The sequence below is a fragment of the Halomicrobium zhouii genome (assembly GCF_900114435.1).
GTDB lineage: Archaea > Halobacteriota > Halobacteria > Halobacteriales > Haloarculaceae > Halomicrobium > Halomicrobium zhouii.
The window spans coordinates 46,871-61,708 of record NZ_FOZK01000006.1 but is presented as its reverse complement, the minus strand read 5'-3'; the positions used below and the strand labels follow the sequence as shown (position 1 = coordinate 61,708).

17 protein-coding genes are annotated in these 14,838 nt (G+C 67.4%); 9 read left to right on the top strand and 8 right to left on the bottom strand.

Annotation, left to right across the window (positions count from 1 at the left end; genetic code table 11):
• Positions 1-295: 295 nt before the first annotated feature.
• A complete protein-coding gene (locus BM337_RS19950) occupies positions 296-1,504 on the top strand; it encodes an MFS transporter (RefSeq protein ID WP_089819322.1) in 1,209 nt (402 codons plus the stop codon).
• Positions 1,505-1,552: 48 nt separating this feature from the next.
• Positions 1,553-2,302, top strand: coding sequence for an MBL fold metallo-hydrolase (locus BM337_RS19945; protein ID WP_089819320.1), 750 nt, complete (start codon positions 1,553-1,555; stop codon positions 2,300-2,302).
• Positions 2,303-2,332: 30 nt separating this feature from the next.
• On the opposite strand, the gene BM337_RS19940 is transcribed toward BM337_RS19945, so the two are convergent.
• Together BM337_RS19940 and BM337_RS19935 are read right to left on the bottom strand one after the other, a co-directional pair.
• On the bottom strand, positions 2,333-2,788 hold the full coding sequence (locus BM337_RS19940; protein WP_089819318.1) for a DUF2243 domain-containing protein: 456 nt from the start codon (positions 2,786-2,788) through the stop codon (positions 2,333-2,335).
• 46 nt (positions 2,789-2,834) lie between these two features.
• Positions 2,835-3,428 (bottom strand): GNAT family N-acetyltransferase, encoded by a 594-nt coding sequence (locus BM337_RS19935; RefSeq protein ID WP_089819316.1) that lies wholly within the window; start codon positions 3,426-3,428, stop codon positions 2,835-2,837.
• A 165-nt stretch (positions 3,429-3,593) separates the two neighbouring features.
• Here BM337_RS19935 and BM337_RS19930 point away from each other — a divergent pair, with 165 nt between their 5' ends.
• Positions 3,594-4,100, top strand: a complete 507-nt coding sequence (locus BM337_RS19930) for a hypothetical protein (protein WP_089819314.1) — start codon at positions 3,594-3,596, stop codon at positions 4,098-4,100.
• A 31-nt stretch (positions 4,101-4,131) separates the two neighbouring features.
• Here the strand turns inward: BM337_RS19930 and BM337_RS19925 are convergent, their stop codons facing one another.
• The 3 genes from BM337_RS19925 to BM337_RS19915 all read right to left on the bottom strand — a co-directional run bounded on the left by BM337_RS19925 (position 4,132) and on the right by BM337_RS19915 (position 5,899).
• Entirely contained in the window at positions 4,132-4,323 is a 192-nt protein-coding gene (locus BM337_RS19925) for a hypothetical protein (RefSeq protein WP_089819312.1), read from the bottom strand.
• 27 nt (positions 4,324-4,350) lie between these two features.
• On the bottom strand, positions 4,351-4,806 hold the full coding sequence (locus tag BM337_RS19920) for a VanZ family protein (protein ID WP_089819310.1): 456 nt from the start codon (positions 4,804-4,806) through the stop codon (positions 4,351-4,353).
• A gap of 250 nt (positions 4,807-5,056) precedes the next feature.
• Entirely contained in the window at positions 5,057-5,899 is an 843-nt protein-coding gene (locus BM337_RS19915; protein ID WP_089819308.1) for an aldo/keto reductase, read from the bottom strand.
• Between the two features lie 167 nt (positions 5,900-6,066).
• On the opposite strand from BM337_RS19915, the gene BM337_RS19910 reads away from it, so the two are divergent.
• The 4 genes from BM337_RS19910 to BM337_RS19895 all read left to right on the top strand — a co-directional run bounded on the left by BM337_RS19910 (position 6,067) and on the right by BM337_RS19895 (position 10,707).
• Complete coding sequence (locus BM337_RS19910) at positions 6,067-7,194, top strand: Ig-like domain-containing protein (protein ID WP_143117770.1); 1,128 nt, start codon at positions 6,067-6,069, stop codon at positions 7,192-7,194.
• A gap of 218 nt (positions 7,195-7,412) precedes the next feature.
• Entirely contained in the window at positions 7,413-8,069 is a 657-nt protein-coding gene (locus tag BM337_RS19905) for a hypothetical protein (protein ID WP_089819304.1), read from the top strand.
• A gap of 2 nt (positions 8,070-8,071) precedes the next feature.
• Positions 8,072-8,377: a DUF8156 family protein gene (locus tag BM337_RS19900; RefSeq protein ID WP_177227770.1), complete on the top strand. Its 306-nt coding sequence runs from the start codon at positions 8,072-8,074 to the stop codon at positions 8,375-8,377.
• Between the two features lie 2 nt (positions 8,378-8,379).
• Positions 8,380-10,707 (top strand): type B DNA-directed DNA polymerase, encoded by a 2,328-nt coding sequence (locus BM337_RS19895; RefSeq protein ID WP_143117769.1) that lies wholly within the window; start codon positions 8,380-8,382, stop codon positions 10,705-10,707.
• Positions 10,708-11,313: 606 nt separating this feature from the next.
• Here BM337_RS19895 and BM337_RS19890 read toward each other — a convergent pair.
• Positions 11,314-11,793, bottom strand: coding sequence for a hypothetical protein (locus BM337_RS19890; RefSeq protein ID WP_089819300.1), 480 nt, complete (start codon positions 11,791-11,793; stop codon positions 11,314-11,316).
• Between the two features lie 86 nt (positions 11,794-11,879).
• Here BM337_RS19890 and BM337_RS19885 point away from each other — a divergent pair, with 86 nt between their 5' ends.
• Positions 11,880-12,317, top strand: a complete 438-nt coding sequence (locus BM337_RS19885) for a DUF6069 family protein (RefSeq protein ID WP_089819298.1) — start codon at positions 11,880-11,882, stop codon at positions 12,315-12,317.
• Between the two features lie 13 nt (positions 12,318-12,330).
• Here BM337_RS19885 and BM337_RS19880 read toward each other — a convergent pair whose 3' ends face one another.
• Entirely contained in the window at positions 12,331-12,618 is a 288-nt protein-coding gene (locus BM337_RS19880) for a DUF6360 family protein (protein WP_089819296.1), read from the bottom strand.
• A gap of 101 nt (positions 12,619-12,719) precedes the next feature.
• Here BM337_RS19880 and BM337_RS19875 point away from each other — a divergent pair, with 101 nt between their 5' ends.
• On the top strand, positions 12,720-12,974 hold the full coding sequence (locus BM337_RS19875; protein ID WP_089819294.1) for a hypothetical protein: 255 nt from the start codon (positions 12,720-12,722) through the stop codon (positions 12,972-12,974).
• Positions 12,975-13,023: 49 nt separating this feature from the next.
• Here BM337_RS19875 and BM337_RS19870 read toward each other — a convergent pair whose 3' ends face one another.
• Positions 13,024-14,799, bottom strand: a complete 1,776-nt coding sequence (locus tag BM337_RS19870) for a nitrite/sulfite reductase (RefSeq protein ID WP_089819292.1) — start codon at positions 14,797-14,799, stop codon at positions 13,024-13,026.
• Positions 14,800-14,838: the final 39 nt, after the last annotated feature.

The window sequence follows — 14,838 nt, the reverse complement described above, 5'->3', positions numbered from 1 at the left end:
CGGCCTCATCCGGAGCGGACGCTCGGGGAGTAAGTGAGTGGTGGCTCGGTGAAAGTCCATCGTCACACGGGGCTCGGTGGGGGTAACTGCTCGTCATCGCCACCGCCTGAGTCTTCGACGGTGAGTGCCAAAAGGGCAGCCATTTCGGGGGCGTCCGGCAGAACGAGTTCGACGGGGCCGGGATCCGAACGGTCTTTTACGCGGTAGGCGCAACGAAACGTACGGTTTCGACACTCCACCGACGCGACACGGCGCCACGCGGCGCCCCCGTCGGCACGAAGTTCCACCACTGCCAATGAGTTCTCAGCACGGCGACGAGAGCGGACTGGCGGCGATTCCCTGGCGGTCCAGCGCGCTGTACGTCGTCCTCGCCAGTTCACTGATGGGCGTCATGGGCGTGTCGCTGATCACACCCGTCCTGCCCGACCTGCGGGCGGTGTTCACCATCACCGACGCGCAGGTCGGCCTGGTCATCACGGCGTACACGCTGCCGGGCGTCGTCCTGACCCCCTTCATCGGCCTGGTCGCCGACCGGGTCGGCCGACGGCGGGTCATCATCCCGCTCCTGGTCCTGTTCGGTGTCGCCGGCGCCGGCATCTCGTTCGCGGGGAGTTTTACGGAGGTACTCGTCCTGCGCTTCGTCCAGGGCATCGGGGCGAGCGCGCTGGTGACGCTGGCCGTCACGCTCATCGGCGATTTCTACGACGGTGCCCAGCGCGACGCCGTCATGGGGTTCAACGGGAGCATGCTGGGTACCGGCGCGGCCCTCTACCCGCTGATCGGCGGGGCGCTGGCCGGAATCCGCTGGAACGCGCCGTTCCTCTTCTTCGGCGTCGGCGTCCTCGTCGGCGTCTTCGCCGCGCTCACGCTGGACGAACCCGAGGGCCAGCAGTCGACCGGCACGGCGGAGTACCTCTCCCGGATGCGCCAGGCCATTCTCCTCCCGGAGGCGCTGGCCATCTTCGCCGCCATCTTCGTCATCTTCTTCGTCTTCTACGGCGCCGTCCAGACCGCGCTTCCGCTGTTGCTGAGCGACGAGTTCGGCCTCGGCGCCGGCCGCATCGGCGTCGTCCTGGCGATGGTCGCCGCGGCGAGCGCCGGGGTCTCCTCGCAGTACGGCCGGATCTCCCAGTGGCGGAGCGCGCCCGAACTGGTCGCGCTCGGCTTCGTCGCCTACGGGACGAGCCTCTTCGGCATCTGGCTCGCACCCTCGCCGCTGTTCATCGGCGCCGCACTCCTGCTGTTCGGCGTCGGTTTCGGCATCGTCATGCCCTCCATCGACACGGCCATCGTGACGCTGGTCTCGGGGCGCCTCCGGGCGGGCATGATGGGCATGCGAACCAGCATGCTCCGACTCGGCCAGACGCTCGGCCCGGTGTCGTTCACGTTCCTCGCCGAGGCCGGGTTCGCGACGACGACGGCGGGCTACCGGGTCCTCCTGGTCGCCTCGGGTGCAGTGGTCCTGGCCGCCGGCGTCGCCGGGTACCTGCTCCTCCGGCACTGAATCACCGGATCGGCAGTGTATTTGGCGGGCAGTCCCTAGGCGAGGCAGATGACAGTCCGCCACGACGGACTCACCGTCGACTGGCTCGGGTACGCGACGCTCCGCCTCGAAGGTGAGGAGACGGTCGTCTACGTCGACCCGGGCCGGTACGGCGTCCTCACGGGCGAGTGGGAGCCCGACACCGACGGCATCGGCCACCCGCCGAGTCAGGACTACCGCGCAGAGGACGGCGACGTCGTCTGTGTCACCCACGTCCACCACTACGACCCCGACGGCATCGAGCGCGTCGCCGGCGACGACGCCACCGTGGTGGCGTTCGAGGACATCGACGGCCAGGCCGCCGACCGCGACCTGCCGCCCCTCGACGAGTTGCCCTACGAGATTCGCCGCGTCGGGACGAAGGATAGCCTGGAGACCGACGCCGGCGTCCGCGTCTGGTCCGTCCCGGCGTACAACGAGCCCGACGGCCCCAATACGCGCCCCGATGGCACTCCCTACCACCCCGAGGGCTTCGGCTGCGGCTTCGTCCTCGACGTGGAGGGAACGCGCGTCCTCTACCCCGGCGACACCGACGTGTTGCCGGGCCACCGATCGATCGACGTCTCGCTATTCTGCCCACCCATCGGCCAGCGCTTCACGATGGACCGCCACGAGGCCGCCCAGCTGGCCGCCACCATCGACCCCGACCTCGTACTCCCCATCCACTACAACACGTTCTCGACCCAGGAGATCGACTCGCGCGCGTTCGCCGCCGACGTCGCCGAAGCTGGCGTCCCCGTCGTGCTCGACGAGCACTGAGAGTCACGGAACAGAACCGACGAGACCCGGTCACTCGCGCGTCAGGACCAGGACGCCGAGGCCGACCAGCAACAGGCTCGCGCCGACCCAGTGGGGGTTGAACGCCTGCGTGCCGTGGACCACGTCGTGGACGCCGAGGATGAAGTGGTCGACGACGCCGTCGAAGACGTTGAACGCGCCCGCACCGACCAGCAGGGCGCCAGTGGCACGCACCGGCGAGTGCGGCTCGGCAGAGTGGTTGAGCGCGCGCCACGCCAGCGCCGCACCGACGCCCATCACGCCGACCATCGCGAGCGAGAACAGGCCGTCGTACACCAGGTTGGTCCGGAGGCCGGCCAGCGTCTCGGGGGTAACCAGCGAGGAGACCAGGTGGTGCCACTGGAGGACCAGATGGAAGAGGAGCACGTCGACGAGGGCGCCGAGGCCGAAGCCGAGGACGCCGGCGCCGACCAGCAGCGAGCGCGAGCGGGTGGAAGCGGCGGACACGTCCCTTCGTTAGGCCGCGAGCGCGAAAAGCGTCAGGTCCGGCGCTTTACCCCTCCAGGGCGGCCTCGCCGGCCCGGAGTGCGTCCGCGAAGGCCGACGTCTCGCGAACCGCCGCCACCGGCGCCGGCGGATCCGGATCCGCGGGTCGCTCGCGCAACTGGCGGTGCCACCACGCGACGTCGTGCCAGTCGTCGAGTTTGTACCCCGCGGCGGGGAACCGTCCGACGCGGTCGAACCCCATCGACTCGTGGAGCCCCACGCTGGCCGGGTTCGGCAGCGTCGTCACGGCGTAGGCGTCGCAGTAGCCCTGGCGGGCGAGCACGTCCAGGAGCGCGGTGTACAGGCCCCGACCGACACCCGAGCGGTGGGCGTCCTCGGCCACGTATATCGTCAGTTCGACCGCCCAGTCGTAGGCCGGCCGCGACCGCAGCGACGAGGCCGTCGCGTACCCGACCACGACGTCACCCTCCTCGTAGACGAGCCACGGGTATCGGTCTGCCTCGCCGATATCGGCGGCCAGTTCCGCCTCGTCGGGTGGATCCGTCGCGAACGTGATCGCGGCCCCGGTCACGTACGGGGCGTAGATGTCCCGGATCGTTCCGGCGTCGTCCGCCGTCGCGACGCGGATTCCGTCCGTCATCGACTCACCCGACGGTGCGAGGGCCCAAAACGGTCGCGGCTCCGGATTCGACGACGCGAGGGGTGTCTTAGCAACCGCCTAACGGGGGCAGGCCCTCCCGTTCAATCGACCCTTTCGGCGGAGTCGGCGGCCCATACCTTTGGCGGAACTGGGCGTGGTTCCCGTATGCTCGAACGAAGCGAGCGCGATGCCCTCCACCCGTTCGTCGACGAGACGGTCCTCCGCCGCATCGACGACGCGTCGGCAACCGTCGATTCACCCTACGCCGACCTCGAGACGCTCGCGCGGAAGGTCGAATCGGTGTCCGAGTTCCTCGTCGACGTCGCTCTCGAGCGGGAGCTGACCGACTACGGGACCGTCGCCAGGGAGTGCGGCGTCCACTCCTCTCGCCTGGAGCGAGTGCTGGTCGTGCTCGGCGTCCACGAAGCCGCCAGCGACCGGCCGCTACTCCCCGCGGTCGTCACGCGGGCCGACCGGGAGATACCGGGCGAGGCGTACTTCCGACTGGTCGAACTGGTGCCGGACCACGCCGACGACGTCCCTGCGGACCCGGAGACCAGGGAGTGGATCTGGGGAACGCACCGCGCGGCGGTGTACCGGCGATGGGCCGGACAGTCGCGACGGGACGCCGGCCCCGTCGCGAACGGGCGGCGCGGACACGCGAGCGACTGACCGCCGGGTTACCCGTCGTTGCGAATTGCAGTCACACGTCCACGCCGTAGAGCCACTTCGTGCCGAAGAAGACGAACCAGAACATCCAGATACAGAACACCGTCAGCCAGGCGCCGTACTGGACGATGGGCCCGGGAGCGACCACGTAGGCGACGAGGAGGACGGCGACCGCACTGACGACGGCGGCGACGTCCCAGCGATCGATAGCGGGCCGGTCGGCCATGGTGAGCGCGTATGGCGCACGACCAGTTTACTCTTCCCGTCCCAGCGCGGGGACGAGCGACTCCTCGACGAGGTCTACGGGGTCGACGCGGCGGTACCGGACGCGGGCTTCGACGGCGAACCAGCCGACCACCAGGAACGCGCCGGCGGCGTTTGCCACCATGTCGGCGACACTGAACTGCCGGTAGGGGACCGCCGCCTGGGCGAACTCGATCAGGACGCCGAAGGCGACGGTGGCCACGAGGACGGCGACGGCTCTCCGGTAGGGCCACTCTCGCCAGTCGGCCGTGGCGTAGGCCGTCACCAGCGCGAGCCCCGCATACGCGACCGCGTGGAGGTACTTGTCCCAGAGCGGGCCGAGCAGTTCGCGGCCGGCGGGGCCCGGCGAGACGAGGACGGAGAGGTAGAAGACGGTCGCCGCCACGAGGACGACGACGCTCCAGCGGAGCCAGCGCGGGACGAGCGGGACCCAGAGGCGGCGCATACCGCACGATACCCCTCCGCCGAGTTAGCGTTTGGGTGTCAGCCGCAGTCACGGCTGGCCGATCTACCGACACCCCTGGTGGACTGAAAGGGCGAGGCCGGTTGGCCGAACCCGGACGACGTACGCACCGCAGGTACGAGCGTAGCGAGTGACGTGGAGCACAGCGAGTCCCGGGAGACCAACCGGCCGAGGGCTTTCGACGTGTTTGCGGTAGTTACGTCGACGCGAAAACCCACGGAAAGGGTCGCTCTTACTGCGAGATGCCGTAGACGTCGCCGGTCCAGTCCCGCGAGGGGAAGTCGTAGACCGGTTCGTCCCGGTCGAGGTCGTCGAGTTTCGCCAGGTCGGCGTCGTCCATCTCCCAGTCGAACAGGGCCAGGTTCTGTTCGACGTGCTCGGGCGAGGAGGACTTGGGCAGCGGAATCACACCCTGCTCGACTTCCCACTTCAGGACGATCTGGGCAGGCGACTTGTCGTACTGCTCCGCCAGGTCCTGGACCGTCTCGTCGCCGAAGACCTCCGTACGGGCCAGTGGCGCCGCGGCCTCCAGCACGGTGTCGGTCTCGCGGCAGTACTCGACGAGGTCCGAGCGCTGTAGGTAGGGGTGGAACTCGATCTGGTTGACCGCGATGGGGACGTCGCTGACGTGCTGGGCACAGCTCAGCTGGTAGGCCGAGAAGTTCGACACGCCGACGTTCCTCACCTTGCCTGCCTCGTACAGCGTCGCCATCGCGTCCATCGTCTCCCGAAGCGAGATGGCCGGGTTGGGCCAGTGAATCAGGTAGAGGTCCAGGTAGTCCGTCCCGAGCTTTTCGAGGGACGCCTCGCAGGACTGGATGACGGAGTCGTAGTTGAGATTCTTTGGCAGGACCTTCGAGGTGAGCCACACGTCGTCGCGGTCGTAGTCGGCCAGCACCTCGCCGATTTCGGCCTCGTTCATGTACCCCTCGGCGGTGTCGACGTGGCCGTAGCCGGCCTCCAGGCCCGCCCGCACCGACTCGCGGACCGTGTCGCCGCCGATGTCCCAGGTTCCCACGCCGACCGCCGGGAGTTCGTCGCCACTCTGCAGTTCGACCGTCGGAACGTCTGTCATACTCGTCTCTACGTCGGATTTCGCGGTGGTTAACGGTGTTGGCTAGCGGGCGGTCTCACCGGTCGTCTGTCGGGAATTTTCCGTCTGGAGACAGCTGCGACACCGGACCACTCCATCGGACGGCGTCGACCACAAGACACATTATCCAGATGTCAGATGGCGCACTCGTGACAGCACCGCCCTCCAGGCGCTCGGTACTCAGGACCTGTGTGGGGACGCTCGGCGTCGGCGGTCTCGCCGGGTGTCTCGCCCCGTCGGACGATAGCGGAACGAACCGCAGCGAACGACGGACCGAGACTACAACTGAGACACCCTCCGAAACGAGCGAATCACCTACTCCCCGGCGCGTCGAAGCGCACCTCGCAGCCGAGAACGAAGCCGACACGGAAGTCGCCCTGACCGTCACCGTCCGCCGCGACGGCGAACGGGTCGCCGAACAGACGGCGACGATCGACGCAGACGACGGTCGTTCGCTGGCCGTCGACGTCGCCCGTCCCGGGGAGTACACCGTCGAGGCCCGCCTCAGATCGGGAACCAGTTCCACGTTCGACTGGGAGATCGGAACAGAATACGACGGACGACTAGAGGTCCGCATCACCGGTCCCGATCAGGTCGTGTTTCGCGAGAAACTGCGCGGTTCGGTCTGTGAGAACGGCGGTACGAACGGCGACCTGCCGTTCTCGCTTCCGGACGCCGAAGAGACCTATCGACCCGGGACGGTCGAGATCCGAAACGACGCGAAGTCGGCGATGACGCTGACAGTCTCGATCGTTCACGAGGAGACGACGTACTTCGAGTGCACGACCGATCTCGGTGGGCGACAATTCGTGTCGAACGACGCAGTGACCGCCAGCGCCGGGACGTACGCGGTCACCGTCGACGTCTCAGACGGCGGCCGGACGGAGTACTCCTGGCAGGTGCCCACCGAGTACAACTGGCCGAAACTCCTCGTCGTGGTCGACGAGGACGGCGACCCGCTGGTCGGTTGCGGCGGCCGGAGCGAGACCAGCCTCGTCGTCGAGAATCCGACGAACGAGTCGCAGTCAGTGGACCTGACGCTGCTCCGGGGCGAGGAACCGGTCGACGATGGGTCGATCACCGTCGACCCCGACTCGGAGACCGAACACACGCTCTCGTTCCCCATCGGCGATTTCTACACGCTCCGTGCGGCGACCGACGCCGGAACCGGTGCGGAGACGCTCGCGTACTGCGACTGCTACGAACAGTTCTCGCCGACGGTGACGCTCGGCCCTGACGGTCCACAGATCGAGCCAGTGACGTACAACTGCGAGTGAGCGATACGACACGAGTTCGCGGCGTCGGTCGAGTCTTCAGAGCGACTCCGATGCGTTCCAGTTCGGGTGTGACACGGTTCCCGACCACGGACTGAACCTACCAGCAATATTGGCCTTCGTCAGAACGGCCTCACAGAGAGATCCACAGACGGCGTACAGTTTCACTTCCACCGCGACCTAGGCTGGCCTATACCCTCCTGTGAAGAAAAAGTGGAGGTATGACAGCGACAGCGACTCCGCCGCTCGACGCGGGTCTGGCCCTCGTCGAGCAACCAGATAGCGGCGCGATCCAGCGGCTCGTCCTGGGAAGCGAGCACGACGGTGAAGTGCTGTGGATCGACGCGGGCGGCGCGGCCTCCACCTACGGACTGACCGCGCAGATCCCGAACCGGCGGGCGCTCCGTGGGATCCGCGTCGCGCGGGCGTTCACGGCTCACCAGCACCACCAGCTCGTCCGGAACGCCGTCGCGGCGGCGAACGAGCGCACCGGACTGATCGTCGCGCCGAACGTCGCGACGCTGTACGAGGCGGCCGACGCGTCGGCCGCCGAGATCGACCGGCTCTTCGACGCCTCGGTCGGACTGCTCGCGGACCTCGCGAGTGCGCTCGACGCGCCCGCGCTGGTGAGCGCTCCCCGCGCCGGTGACGAGCGACGGGCGGCCGTCCGCGACCTGGCGACGACCGAAATCGAGTGCCGGCGCACCGACCTAGGGTACGCCTTCGCCACCGACGAGTTCGAGACGACGGGGTACTGGCAGCACGGCTGGTGGCAGACGACGATCCCCTACTGGGTCGAACTGTGCGGCGCGGTCGAGGACCGGGCGGCCCTCGACGCGGTCGAACCGTCGACGACGGAGATCGCGGCGCTCGACTAGCCATGGGACGAACGAACCCCACCTACCGCGACTTCCTCGATTCCTACGAGCGGGAGTTCGGCGACTACCGCCGCGGGCTCCGCCGGCGCTACCAGTCGGACTTCGACAGCCTGTTCGACGGCGCTCGCGAGTTCGCCGACGCCGCGGGCTACGCCAACCACCTCGACCGCGACGTGCTCGTCCTCGTGTCGATGCTGCTCGCCCACGAGGGCACCATCCAGGAGCAACGCGAGGAGATAGCGGAGCTCCGTGAGACGGTCGCGGACATGCAAGAGCGGGTCGAATCCGCCGACGGGGAGGTGTCCTGACCGTGGTCGTCGCCGTCGACGTCGAAGACGACGAGGTCCGCCTGTGGTCCCGGGTGCCCGCCGGGGCCGAACCGCGGGACGTGCCCGGGACCACGACGGAGCGGGTCTCGGAGAACGTCGTCGTCCAGCGTGACCGCGACTACGCGCCGACCTGCTACGTCGGCGGCCCGGCCGACGCCCTGGCGGACCTGCGGGCGGCCCTCGAATCCGACCCGAAGGTCGTCGACCTGGCGTGGGACCGGAAGTATCTCAATCTGCGCGACGGCGACCCCTCGCGAGTGCTCGCCGTCTCGCTGGAGCGCCCGAGCGAGATTGCCACGTTCGCACGGGAGGTGCGGACCGTCAGGGAGCCGGGCGGGGCCGACCGAAGGGAGGGCCCGCCGAACGAGCGAGCGGTGAGCGGCGCGAACCGCGAGCCGGGCAGCGCGAACGGCGCGAGCACCGCCGGCGGCTGGCGACCGGGAACGTTCCGGCTGTACGACGTCGACCCGAGCCCGAAGTTCCGCTACTGCCTGGAACGCGGCGTCGACCCGACGCCGGAGGCCGAGGAGGGCGGCGAGCACTGGCCCCGGTCGCTGTCGCTCTCGCTTCCGACCGAGCGGCTGGCCGCCGGGGACCTGACGGCGCTCACCTGCGAGGGACGCGCGGCGCCACGCGCCGCGGAACGGCAAACGGGCGAAGCCCGTGAGCGCCTCTCGCCGGATGGCGACGGCGATGCCGCCGTCCTCCGAGCGCTCGCGGCCCGTCTCGACGCCGTCGACCCGGATGTCCTCGTGCTCTCCAGCGCCGACCTGGTCCCGCTGATCCACGACCGGGCCGACGCGCTGGGCGTCGACTGCGACCTGGGCCGCCTGCCGGGCCACCGCATGCTCGCCGGCGAGAACAGCTACGAGAGCTACGGCCGCGTCGGCCACTCGCCGGCCCGCTACGACGTGCCCGGGCGAGCCGTCGTCGACCGCTCGAACAGCTTCTTCTGGCGCGAGGGGAAGCTCCCGGGCCTGTTCGACCTGGTCGACCGGTCGTGGAAACCGCTGCAGGAGGCATCGTGGGCCTCCATCGGGACGGTGTTCACGGCGATGCAGATCCGCGAGGCCCGGGACCGGGGCGTGGTCGTCCCCTGGCGGTCCTGGGAGGGCGAATCGTTCAAGCGAATGGGGACGCTCCACGACGCCGACCGTGGCGGGTTCACCTTCGAGCCAGACGTCGGCTTCCACGAGAACGTGGTCGAAGTCGACTTCGCGTCTCTCTATCCGCGGATCATGATCGAGAACGACCTCAGTCCGGAGACGGTGCAGTGTGACTGCCACGACACCGACGACGTCCCGAAACTCGGCTACAGCGTCTGCCCGGACGTCGACGAACCGTTCGTTCCCACGGTCCTCGACCGGATCGTCAGCAACCGCTACGGCTTCAAGGGCGACCTGCGCGAGACCGACGACCCCGAGCGGGCCGCCCGCCTGGAGTCGAAGATAAGCGCCCTGAAGTGGATCCTCGTCACCTGCTTCGGCTACCAGGGCTACCGAAACAGCAAGTTCGGTCGCATCGAGGTCCACGAGTCCATCAACGCCTTCGCTCGCGAACTGCTGCTGGACGCCAAGGAGTACCTCGAGGCCGCCGGGTGGCGCGTCGTCCACGGCATCGTCGACAGCCTCTGGGTGACCGCCGCCGTCGACGACCCGACGCCCATCGAAGAGGTCTGTGCCGCCCTCACCGAGGCGAGGGGCATCCCGCTCGAACACGAGAGCGACTTCGAGTGGGTGTGTTTCGTCCCCACGAGCGACGGCGAGCGCGGGTCGTTGACGAGCTACTTCGGAAAGCGAAACGATGACAGCTTCAAGTTTCGCGGCATCGAGGCCCGCCAGCGCTCGACGCCGACGTTCGTCGGCGAGATCCAGCGAGACCTCGTGGCGACGCTGGACGAACACCGGGAACCGGAGCCGGTCTGTGACAGGCTGGCCCGCGCCATCGCTCGCGTCCAGTCGGGCAGCGTCGACCCCGACGACCTGGTCCTCCGGACGAGCGCCTCGAAGTCACTGGCCGACTACGACCAGCGGACCCGAACGGTGGCCGCGCTGGAACGCTACGAGGCCCACGACGTCGCCCGGAATCCCGGACAGGACGTCCGCTACGTCGTCGTCGACGATGGACGCCGCGACAGGGACCGCGTCCGCCTGCCGTGGGAGGACTGCGGGGACTACGACGCGGACTTCTACGAGACGCTGCTGGTCCGGGCCGCCGAGAGCGTCGTCTCGCCGCTGGGCTGGGACCGCGAACGGATCCGGCGGTATCTGGACGACGGGGAAGACCTGACGCTGGGGGCGTTCTCGTGAACGGAGTGAACGAGGGCTCGTGAATCTCCGATTCACGGCGTTCCGCTGAGCGTCAGCGAAGCGGAGCTCGTTGGACGAGCACAGCGAGTCCAACGGCGTTCTCGTGAGCGAAGCGAACGAGGGCTCGACAGACGAACGAAGTGAGTCTGTCGGCGTTCGGCTGAACGGAGTGACGACCACGATGCCGATGACGAGCAACGTGATAGTCCACCCGACGGCGACGTAGACGAGGAGCGAAGACTGGAGTACATTTCGGTCGTGATAGAGAGTTCCAATTTCGGTCTGCGGGGTCTCGAAGACATCCTCCGCTCCGACGAATGCCAGGAGGGGTACAGTAACCTGAAGATACTCGACAATCGGGCGGGCGAATTCTCCTACTGACAGTCACAGCAAGGGGTCTAACAGTAATTCGGCGACAATGTGAACTGGGGTCCACAACGTTCGTGGGCGAATGGAAAGTGAAGAGAAACCGCTGTTACTCGTCCTCGTCGTCCACGCGCCCGAGAAGGCGTGAGAGGAGACGACGGCCCTTCCCGCTCCGGAGTCCGTTCTTCCTGGCTTTTTCGCGGGCGTCTGCGCTCATACAGCGAAATTGGCCGTCCTCTCTTAAATAAGTACGGCGAGGACACCCGAAACGATACCGACGATGAGCGTTCCCTGTGTCGTGGTGAGGAGACCGGAGTTCCAGTCGATGTCGTCGGAGTTTTCGGAGATCATTCCACCGAACGTTTCGAGAAGGTGCCGATCCCACCGAGAATCGGTCGGTCCGCCGTGAGCGAGGCGTTCGACGTAGGAGCCCTGTGGTCCAACGAACAGATCTGATTCGTTGTACGTGACGATGCCGAGAATCGCCGAGAGCACGAGGCAACCTACAGACAGGTGCAAGAGTGCAGGATTGAAAACGCTGGAACCAGCGAATCGAGCGGCAGCGATCAGGACGCCGACGAGGAGGACGTTGAACCGCACCGTCCGCATCGCCTTGCTGTCGATGTCGCCCATCGTGTCGTTCTGGGCGTCGAGGACGGCACGCGCCTCGGCGTAGGTGGCTTCCATCCGTTCACTCTCCCAGTCACCACCGTCGGACATGACGAGTGCTGGTCCCGTCTTCACTGATAAACGCTAGCTCGCCGTTCGGGCGTACATTCAAATATCAACCAGTCGACTGTTCACACATGAGCACGGAGACCGCCGCCACACCGGACCACCAGCACGTCGCGCTCGGAACGCTCGCCAAGCGTGGCCTGGTCGCCGTCCTCGTCGCAGACGTCGTCAACGTCGTGATCACGGTCGCCGCGATAACCGCCGGCGTCGCACCGACCCTCGATCCCCTCTCGTACGGCCCGGTGCTGTTGTTCACCACCGTCGGCGTCGTCGGTGCGACGGTCGTCTACGCACTGCTCGACCGGTTCGTCGCCGATCCTGACCGGACGTTCACGCTCCTGGCGGCAGTCGTCCTGGTCCTCTCGTGGATCCCCGACGCGCTCTTCGTCCCCGCGATGCCGGGCGGAACCGCGGCGGGTGCGATCACCCTCGCCGCGATGCACCTGACGACGGCCGCCGTCGCCGTGGCCGCGCTGACCAGTCGCTTCGGGTCCGCGATGCTCGAGTGAGCCGACCCGCCGGTCACTCCTCCGCCGCTGCCTCGACCCGGCCGGCGTACTTCTCCAGTTCGTCGGCCATCTCGCGGGCCTGGTCGGCCGACAGCGAGAGCTTGTCGGCGTGGGGCCGGACCTCGTCGAGGTCGGTGTTGTCCATCTCGACCTGGAGTTCGACGAACTCCGGGTCGTCGCGGCTGTCCGTGGTGACGTTCAGGATGGCGAAGGCCTCCTCGGTGAAGCCGTGGCCCTCGACGACGCCGTCGAGCAGGTCGAAGGTCGTGTAGGCGTTGGCCTTCAGGATGCGGTCTGCCATGTTGGGTCGGTGTTGGACACCTCGAAACTTAAGTAACCGTTCTCGGGGAGGGGGACAGTGGCAACGTTTTTACAGTAACGTCGGGAACCGTATTTTATCCGATGAAGACGTGTCTCTCCGACGACCATCCCGTCTGGAGTCTGCTGGTCGGAGGGTTCTGGATCGCAATCGGGACCGTATGGCTCGCTCTGTGGAACATCGGTGGGCCGCAGGAGCCTCTCGCGTGGCTCCACTCGCTCATCGCCCTGGTATCGTACGGCTTCGCGCTCTACACGCTCCGATACGGCGTCTCACATCGACCGAAGCGGGTCGTGAAACTGTTCGAACCGCGCTGGCTGGCCGACGACCGGGAGTGACGAAGGAGTTCGTCGTGAAAATCGATCCCGAACGGAAAACGAAAGACAGCTAGTCGTCCGCGGGCTGGAGCGGCTGGCCCTCGCCGTCGGTCGGCGCGGGCGAAGACTGCATGTCGTCGTCCTCGACGTAGGGGTACCACGTCATCTTCGTGTTGTGCATGTACGGGTCCTCGTAGTCGGTCTCCTCCGCTTCGGCCAGTTCCTGGAGTTCCTCCTCCTCGCGCTCGGCGATGAACTCGCGGAACGTCTGGCCCTCCTCGCGCTCGTCCTCGAAGGTGGCCAGCAGGTTCTCGATGTAGCCCGGCACCTCGTCGGCGGGGACGCGCATCTCGACCCAGTCGGCGAAGTGGGGGTTCTCCCCGAGGCCGCCGCCGAGGCCGATGTCGAGGGCCTCGACCGGTTCGCCGTCCTTGCGGGTCTTCATCCCTCGAAGACTGATGTCGGCGATTTGCGGCTGGGCGCAAGAGGCGGTACAGCCCGAGAGGTGGATGTGGAAGTCCTCGACGCCGTCGGGGACGTCGACGTTGTCCTTGAGCCAGCGGGCGTAGCGGACCTGCCGGTTCTTCGTCTCGACGATGGAGAGCGAACAGAACTCGGTGCCCGTGCAGGCGATGGAGCCGCGCATGAACGGGTGCGGGTCCGGTTCGTAGTTCTCCAGCAGCGGTTCGTCGAGGAAGGCGTCGAGCCGGTCTTCCTCGACGTCCGTGACGATGACGTTCTGGCGCTGGGTGAGGCGGACCTCACCGGAGCCGTACTCGTCGGCGAGGTCGGCGAGTTCGTACACGTCGTCGACGCCCATCCGACCCACTAGCACGTTCAGGCCGACGTAGTAGTTGCCGTCGGGCTGTTCGTGGACGCCCACGTGGTCGCCGTGTTCGTCGCCGCCGGCGTTGTACGTGTAGCTCTCGCGCATGTTCTCGCCGGCGGAGGGGAGCTCGAAGTCGACGAACTCCTCCTGGAGCACGTCGCGCATCTTCTCGGTGCCCCACTCGTCGACGAGGAACTTGATGCGGGCGTTGAAGCGGTCGTCCCGGTCGCCGTACTCGCGGAAGAGCGCGGACATGCCGGCGCCGATGTCGGCGGCCTGTTCCGGCGGCACCCAGACGTCGAGCGAGCGGGAGAAGCGGGGCTCCTTGCGGGAGAGGCCGCCGCCGACGCGGACGTTGAAGCCCAGCTGCTCCTCGCCGTCGACTTCCTTCGTGGCCGGTTCGTACGCGAGGTCGTTGATGTCGCCCTGGCCACAGCCCTGGTCACAGCCGGTGACGGCGACTTTCCACTTGCGCGGGAGGTTCGAGTACTCGTCGTTGCCCTTGAACGTCTCGTGGAGCTCCTCGGCGACGGGCCAGGCGTCGATGTGCTCGTGCTTGTCCTTGCCGGCGACGGGACAGCCGACGATGTTCCGCCAGGAATCACCGCAGGCCTGCTGGGTCCCGAGGCCGACGGATTCGAGCTTGTCGAAGATCTCCGGAATGTCCTCGAGTTTGATCCAGTGGAGCTGGATGGACTGGCGCGTCGTCCAGTCACAGTAGGCGTCCCCGAACTCGGGGTTCTCGGCGGGGCCGCGGGCGTACTCGTCGGCGACCTCCGCGATGACCTCCAGCTGACCGGGCTCGATGACGCCGTTGGGCGTCCCGATGCGCATCATGAAGTAGCTCTCCTGGCCGGAGCGCTGGTGGTACAGCCCCCACCACTTGAAGCGCTCGAACCAGGCGTCCTGCTCGTCCTCGGGGATCGACTCCCAGCCCTGCTCCGCGAACTCCATGAGGTGGTCACGGATTTCGTTCCCGTACACCTCGTCTTTCCAGTTCTCGACTTTCGTGGGCATTCGTGTACAGTGCCTAGAGCCACACCCATATACCACACT

What these genes read in the sequence shown, in the direction of transcription:
- BM337_RS19950 (WP_089819322.1), top strand. Translation starts at nt 296, where the DNA reads ATGAGTTCTCAGCACGGCGACGAGAGCGGACTGGCGGCGATTCCCTGG.
- BM337_RS19945 (WP_089819320.1), top strand. Translation starts at nt 1,553, where the DNA reads ATGACAGTCCGCCACGACGGACTCACCGTCGACTGGCTCGGGTACGCG.
- BM337_RS19935 (WP_089819316.1), bottom strand. Translation starts at nt 3,428, where the DNA reads ATGACGGACGGAATCCGCGTCGCGACGGCGGACGACGCCGGAACGATC.
- BM337_RS19930 (WP_089819314.1), top strand. Translation starts at nt 3,594, where the DNA reads ATGCTCGAACGAAGCGAGCGCGATGCCCTCCACCCGTTCGTCGACGAG.
- BM337_RS19925 (WP_089819312.1), bottom strand. Translation starts at nt 4,323, where the DNA reads ATGGCCGACCGGCCCGCTATCGATCGCTGGGACGTCGCCGCCGTCGTC.
- BM337_RS19920 (WP_089819310.1), bottom strand. Translation starts at nt 4,806, where the DNA reads ATGCGCCGCCTCTGGGTCCCGCTCGTCCCGCGCTGGCTCCGCTGGAGC.
- BM337_RS19915 (WP_089819308.1), bottom strand. Translation starts at nt 5,899, where the DNA reads ATGACAGACGTTCCGACGGTCGAACTGCAGAGTGGCGACGAACTCCCG.
- BM337_RS19905 (WP_089819304.1), top strand. Translation starts at nt 7,413, where the DNA reads ATGACAGCGACAGCGACTCCGCCGCTCGACGCGGGTCTGGCCCTCGTC.
- BM337_RS19900 (WP_177227770.1), top strand. Translation starts at nt 8,072, where the DNA reads ATGGGACGAACGAACCCCACCTACCGCGACTTCCTCGATTCCTACGAG.
- BM337_RS19890 (WP_089819300.1), bottom strand. Translation starts at nt 11,793, where the DNA reads ATGTCCGACGGTGGTGACTGGGAGAGTGAACGGATGGAAGCCACCTAC.
- BM337_RS19885 (WP_089819298.1), top strand. Translation starts at nt 11,880, where the DNA reads ATGAGCACGGAGACCGCCGCCACACCGGACCACCAGCACGTCGCGCTC.
- BM337_RS19880 (WP_089819296.1), bottom strand. Translation starts at nt 12,618, where the DNA reads ATGGCAGACCGCATCCTGAAGGCCAACGCCTACACGACCTTCGACCTG.
- BM337_RS19875 (WP_089819294.1), top strand. Translation starts at nt 12,720, where the DNA reads ATGAAGACGTGTCTCTCCGACGACCATCCCGTCTGGAGTCTGCTGGTC.
- BM337_RS19870 (WP_089819292.1), bottom strand. Translation starts at nt 14,799, where the DNA reads ATGCCCACGAAAGTCGAGAACTGGAAAGACGAGGTGTACGGGAACGAA.